Raw genomic sequence first — 6,365 nt, 5'->3', positions numbered from 1 at the left:
TACTCACACTCCCAACACCCAAAAATCCCTCGCAAATCCAACTTATCCCCATAATCCATTCACAAACCAAAATAATAAAAATATGAAAAAAGCACCTAAACGGCGCTTTTTTTGGTTCAAACCCGCTTTTATCGCGGTCAGCCCGCTGAAACGGGCTTTCCATCAATCGTAAGGGCATTGTCAGTGGCCGAAACCTTTACGGCTTCACCATCATGGATGGTCCCTTCAAGCAGCAGGCTGGCCAGCGGGTTCTGCAAGCTGCGCTGGATGACACGCTTGAGCGGGCGGGCACCGTAAACAGGATCGTACCCTTCTGCGGCCAGCCATTCCGTTCCCTTCTCGTCCAACTCCAGGTCGATCTTACGATCTTCCAGCAGCTTCTGGAGACGGCTGATCTGGATCTTAACGATCCGGTCCATGTCCTTTCGCTGCAGGCGGGAGAACAGGATGATCTCGTCCAGACGGTTCAAGAATTCCGGTCGGAAGTGATTACGCACGACCTGCATCACCTGCGGACGGACTTCGTCCACGGATTCACCATCCGGCAGATTGGCCAGAACCTCGGACCCAAGATTGCTGGTCAGGACTATAATCGTGTTGCGGAAATCCACCACACGTCCCTGCCCGTCAGTCAAACGTCCATCATCAAGAACCTGAAGCAGGATGTTGAAGATGTCCTCATGGGCCTTCTCCACCTCGTCGAACAGGATCACCTGATAGGGACGACGGCGCACAGCCTCGGTCAGCACACCGCCTTCATCATACCCGACATAGCCCGGAGGCGCGCCGATCAGCCGGGAAACCGCATGCTTCTCCATGAACTCGCTCATGTCGATCCGCAGCAGGGCCTTCTCGTCATCGAACAGGAACTGCGCCAGAGCCTTGGTTAACTCGGTCTTGCCAACACCCGTTGGCCCAAGGAACAGGAACGAGCCGATAGGACGGTTCGGGTCCTGAAGACCCGCCCGCGCCCGGCGGACGGCGTTCGACACGGCCACAAGGGCCTGTTCCTGCCCGACAACACGATCACGAAGCGTGTCTTCCATGCGGATCAGCTTGGCGCGTTCGCCTTCGAGCATTCGGTCCACCGGCACACCCGTCCAGCGGGAAACAACCGAGGCTATTCCTTGATCCGTCACGGTATCGGCGAACAGACCACTTTTGGAGGATGCGTCCTCTTCTTCCTGCGCCTTGGCGATCTGGGCCTCAAGGTTCGGAATCAGGCCGTACATCAGCTCAGACGCCTTACCGAGATTGCCCTGACGCTGCGCCACTTCCACATCGGAACGCGCGGTATCGAGCTGTTCTTTCAGCTTCTGAATCGCATTCACCCGATCCTTCTCGGCATGCCATTCAGCGCCCATCGCATCGGACTGCTCTTCCAGATCCGCAAGTTCGGCCTCCAGCGCGACCAGACGATCCTTCGACGCGTTATCGTCTTCCTTGCGGATGGCTTCCCGCTCAATCTTAAGCTGGATAATGCGGCGATCGAGTTCGTCCAGAGCTTCCGGCTTGCTGTCGATCTGCATCCGCAGACGGCTGGCAGCCTCGTCGATCAGATCGATCGCCTTATCCGGCAGAAAGCGATCCGTGATGTAGCGGTTCGACAGGGTTGCGGCCGCAACGATGGCGTTGTCCGTAATACGAACACCATGATGCAGCTCGTACTTCTCTTTGATGCCACGCAGGATCGAGATCGTGTCAGCTACGGATGGCTCACCCACGAAAACCGGTTGGAAACGACGAGCCAGAGCCGCGTCTTTCTCAATATACTTGCGATATTCGTCGAGCGTCGTCGCACCCACGCAATGCAGCGTGCCGCGCGCCAATTCCGGCTTGATGAGGTTGGATGCATCCATCGCCCCATCGGACCGACCAGCGCCGACAAGGGTGTGCATTTCGTCGATGAAGAGAATGATCTCGCCTTCAGCCGTCTCGATTTCCTTGAGAACAGCCTTCAGACGCTCCTCGAACTCACCGCGATATTTCGCACCAGCAATCAGCGCGCCCATGTCGAGCGACATCAGCTTCTTGTTACGCAGGGCCTCAGGCACGTCGCCATTGACGATCCGCTGTGCGAGACCTTCAACAATCGCCGTCTTACCCACGCCCGGCTCACCGATCAGGACCGGGTTGTTCTTGCTGCGACGGGCCAGAACCTGAATGGTCCGGCGGATTTCCTCGTCACGGCCAATAACCGGATCGAGCTTACCGGCCTGCGCAACAGCCGTGACGTCACGGGCGTATTTCTTCAGGGCGTCGAACGTATTTTCTGCAGATGCGCTCGTGACGGTACGTCCCTTGCGAATTTCCGCAACAGCACGCTCCAGAGCCCCGGCACTGGCCTTGCCCTCTACAAGCGCCTTGCCCGCAGCCGTATTGCTGGCGGCAATTGCCACAAGCAGACGGTCCTGCGCCACATGGCTGTCGCCCGCGACTTTCGCAGCAGATTCCGCACCGTCCAGCAGACGGGCAAGATCCGGCGTCATCTGGGGCTGGCCAGCACCGGCACCCTGCACTTTCGGCAGTTTGGCAAGCGCGGCGTCATTGGCGGTCTGAACCACCTTTGGATCGCCGCCTGCCGCACGGATCAGGCCGGATGCCGCGCCCTGTTCATCGTCCAGCAGGGCTTTGAGCAGATGCTCGGGCGTGAGCTGCTGGTTGTAGTCCCGAAGCGCAATGGTCTGTGCGGCCTGAAGAAAGCCCTGGCTGCGTTCGGTAAAATTCTGAATGTCCATAGCCTTAAAGTCCTCGTATGCCCCGTTACGGCAGCATTGATGTGCTTGGCCGCCCCCGGAGGCAACGGCCTGTGACTAATATTTAGGCAGTCATTTTTTCGTTTCAAGAGCATCGCGATGACGTTTTGCCGGCCCCTGCAACACAAGATCCGCCTTGGATAGACGGTCGAACGCATTCCGGTTCTGATGCCAGTACGGATAGATCAGGTCCGGCGCACTCACATCGTCCAGTCTGCGAACCTGCTCCTGCGTCAGACGGAGCGACGCGGCAGCGAGATTGTCCAGAAGCTGGCTCTCCTTGCGCGCTCCCAGAACCAGCGACGTGATCCCCGGTTTGTGCAGCGTCCAGGCCAGAGCCACGCGCGCCGCGGAAACGCTGTGCTCTTCCGCGATTTGCACCAGAACCTCGACGGTATCGTAGAGCTTTTTCAGATCCCGGACTTCGGGCTCCGGCCAGCCGGAAATCCGGCGAGAATCTTCCGGCGCCGTCTTGCCGCGACGGTACTTCCCCGTCAGCAGACCACAGGCGAGCGGGCTCCAGACCTGAACGCCCAGCCCCTGATCCACAGCAAGCGGCAGAAGTTCATATTCGGCGTCCCGCGCTTCAAGGGAATAGTAGAGCTGCTGGCTGACAGGAGCGATCAGTCGATCCCGCTCTGCGGCGCCCAGCAGCTTCATGGCCTGCCAGCCTGCAAAATTGGAAATGCCCGCATACCGGATCTTGCCCTGATCGCGCAGGGTCTGGAGCGCCTCAAGCGTTTCCTCGACCGGCGTCAGGCCGTCCCATTCATGCAGATAATAGAGGTCGATATGATCGCGCCCCAGACGACGCAGACTGTCTTCACAGGCATTAAGAATGTGATGGCGCGACAGACCCTGTTCGTTCGGCCCCTTCCCCGTCGGAAAACGCACCTTGGAGGTCACGAGCAGTTCGCGGCTGCGTCCCTGAAGAACACGGCCCAAAATTTCCTCGGCCTCGCCACCGGAATAGGCATCCGCCGTGTCGAACATGTTCACGCCATGCTCGACGCAGATGTCCACCATCCGCGTGGCCTCCGCGACGTCCACCTTGCCAGTGGCGGCAAAATTGCCCTGCCCGCCGAATGTAACCGATCCGAAATTGAGTGCTGAAATCTTCAGGCCCGAGCGACCAAGCTGACGATACTGCATATCCATCAGGCTCCTTCTTGCTGAGACGTACCGCAATGCAGAACACACGAAACCGGGATCGGTCCCGGTAAAATCGCCCCTACTCCCGAAAACGTGAGAAGGTTACGCAGATCCTTCCACAAACTCTGTTCACAAACGGCACTGCGGTCCATGATCGACGTCAAAATCCCGTCCATCGCCATCCCTGTGGAGATGCAATGCTCTCGCCGTCCCTTCCCCTGCGCATAACCTTTATGGGCAAAACCCTTATGGCCTGCGCCGTCCTGTCCCCGCTGCTGTTCCCCAGCCTTGCCGCAGCCGCCAATCCCGCAGCCTGTATGCTCGATCTTGCCAAGACCCGGAACGGCACGCTTGGCCTGCCGAACCACGCAGAAGTCACGCCGGACGGTCACTCCGTCCTGTTCCTGCGTTCGGGACCGTTCGACACGCATCTGCATCTTTATCGCTACGACCTGCCGGATCACTCCATTCATGAACTGGCCGCACCTGCATCGGGGCCGGAACATCTGTCGGTCGAGGAAAAGGCCCGGCGCGAACGGGCGCGCCAGAGCATGTCCGGCATCACCGACTACCAGATGAGCGAGGATGGCGGCACGGTTCTCGCCTCACAGGGCGGTCAGCTTGAACGCATCGCCACGGATGACGGCCGCGTTACACCGATCGAGGGGCAGTGGATCGCGCCCCGCCTCTCGCCAGATGGGCTAAGCCTCGCCGCCGTGCGGGATAATGACCTTTATAGTGTCGATCTGGTCAGCGGACGCCAAACGCGCCTGACGACCGGCGGCAGCGACACATTGAGCCATGGTCTAGCCGAATTTGCCGCCGCCGAGGAACTGGAACGTGCGGATGGCGCCTGGTGGTCTCCCGACAGCAAGACCATCCTGTTCGAGGAAGCCGATAACAGCGACGTCGAAAAGCACTACATCACCAACCCCGAAGCTCCACAGGCTGAGCCGGTCACTTTCCGCTATCCCCGTGCCGGGACGAACAACGCCAAGACGCGCTTCGGCCTCGTAGACGCCAAAGGCGGCCCAGTCCGCTGGATTTCATGGGACCACGACGCATGGCCCTATCTCGGTCGCGTCGTCTGGCGGAAGAATGCTCCCCTCGCCATCGTCCTGCTCAACCGTGCCCAGACGAAAGAACAGCTTCTCACGATCGACCCCGCAACCGGCGCCACCCATCTCCTTCTGGAGCAGTCCGACCCGGCATGGATCGAACTGGACCCGCGCGCCACGTCCGGCGGCCACAACCTACCCGTCTTTCTTGATAATAATGCCGGATTTCTCTGGGCCGCAGACCGGGGCAAAGACTGGCAGCTCGAACTGCACGCCCCTGACGGAACGCTCCAGCGCGTCCTGACACCGACCGGCCTGTCGTATATCGCTCTCAACGACTACGACGCCGAACATAACACCCTTACGGTCACGGTCCGCGCCAACCGGCTGGACAACGAGGTCGTTCATATTGATCTGAAAACCAGGGCCGTCACGCCGTTCGTGACGGAACGCGGCATTCACAACATCCATGTCACCAACGGCACGCACACGGCCATGGTGGATACGTTCGCCAGCGCCGCCGGTACGCGCCAAACGCTGGTGCGGGATACGGCAGGTCATGTCGTGGCAACACTTCCGAGTGTGGCACAGGCGCCGAAACTTCCTGTCCATGTCGAGTTCACGACCGCAGGGGCGCGTGATCTGGACGCCGCTATCATCCGGCCGGAGAATTTCAGCGCCTCAAAACATTATCCGGTTGTGCTGTCCGTCTATGCAGGGCCGGGCTCCAAAATGGTTCACGACACGCCAACGTCCTATCTTGATGAGCAGTGCCTCGCCAATCAGGGCTACATTGTCGTCACGCTCGACGGACGTGGAACGCCGGGACGCGATCATGATTTTGAGCGCGCCATCAAGGGCAACCTGATCGACCTGCCGCTTCAGGACCAGATTGATGGGCTTCAGGCACTCGGCAAACGTCATCATGAAATGGATCTCTCCCACGTTGGCGTGCATGGCTGGTCCTTTGGCGGCTATTTCACCGCTATGGCGACCATCCGTCGTCCGGATGTGTTCAAGGTCGGTGTGGCGGGCGCACCGCCGGTCGATTTCGCGGATTATGACACGGCCTATACCGAGCGTTATCTCGGCACCCCGCAGGATGACCCGGAAGGCTATCGCAAAAGCAACGTCCTGACCTATGCCGACACGCTGAAACAACCGCTTCTGCTCATGCACGGCATCACGGACGACAACGTCTATTTCGAGAACACCATGAAGCTGACGCAGGCCCTGCTCCATGCGGGCAAGCCCTACGACCTGCTTCTGCTGCCGGGCACGCATATGCTGCCCGATCCTGTCATCCGCGCCCGCGTGGCCCAGCGGCGGGAGCAGTTCCTGCACACGGTTCTTCAGCCCGGAAAATAATGCAGACATTAAAAGGGGGCCGGATCGCGTG

General features: G+C 59.6%; 3 protein-coding genes. 1 reads left to right on the top strand and 2 read right to left on the bottom strand.

From position 1 onward, the window contains the following. Positions 1-137: 137 nt before the first annotated feature. Positions 138-2,738, bottom strand: coding sequence for an ATP-dependent chaperone ClpB (clpB, locus tag HKD21_RS11795; protein ID WP_194255853.1), 2,601 nt, complete (start codon positions 2,736-2,738; stop codon positions 138-140). A 90-nt stretch (positions 2,739-2,828) separates the two neighbouring features. Continuing rightward, the gene (locus HKD21_RS11790; RefSeq protein ID WP_194255858.1) at positions 2,829-3,908 is read right to left on the bottom strand and encodes an aldo/keto reductase; all 1,080 of its coding nucleotides are present in this window, start codon (positions 3,906-3,908) and stop codon (positions 2,829-2,831) included. A 197-nt stretch (positions 3,909-4,105) separates the two neighbouring features. Between HKD21_RS11790 and HKD21_RS11785 the strand changes: the two genes are divergently transcribed. Continuing rightward, on the top strand, positions 4,106-6,334 hold the full coding sequence (locus HKD21_RS11785; protein WP_194255852.1) for a S9 family peptidase: 2,229 nt from the start codon (positions 4,106-4,108) through the stop codon (positions 6,332-6,334). Positions 6,335-6,365: the final 31 nt, after the last annotated feature.

The sequence above is a fragment of the Gluconobacter cerevisiae genome (genome assembly GCF_015244675.1).
In the GTDB taxonomy this organism is placed as follows: Bacteria; Pseudomonadota; Alphaproteobacteria; order Acetobacterales; family Acetobacteraceae; genus Gluconobacter; species Gluconobacter cerevisiae.
Note: the sequence above shows the minus strand (reverse complement) of the source record. Positions and strands in the feature narration are given on the sequence as shown.

Bases quoted from the DNA above. Each gene is read 5' to 3' on its own strand.
- HKD21_RS11790 (WP_194255858.1), bottom strand. From the start codon at position 3,908: ATGCAGTATCGTCAGCTTGGTCGCTCGGGCCTGAAGATTTCAGCACTC.
- clpB (WP_194255853.1), bottom strand. From the start codon at position 2,738: ATGGACATTCAGAATTTTACCGAACGCAGCCAGGGCTTTCTTCAGGCC.
- HKD21_RS11785 (WP_194255852.1), top strand. From the start codon at position 4,106: ATGCTCTCGCCGTCCCTTCCCCTGCGCATAACCTTTATGGGCAAAACC.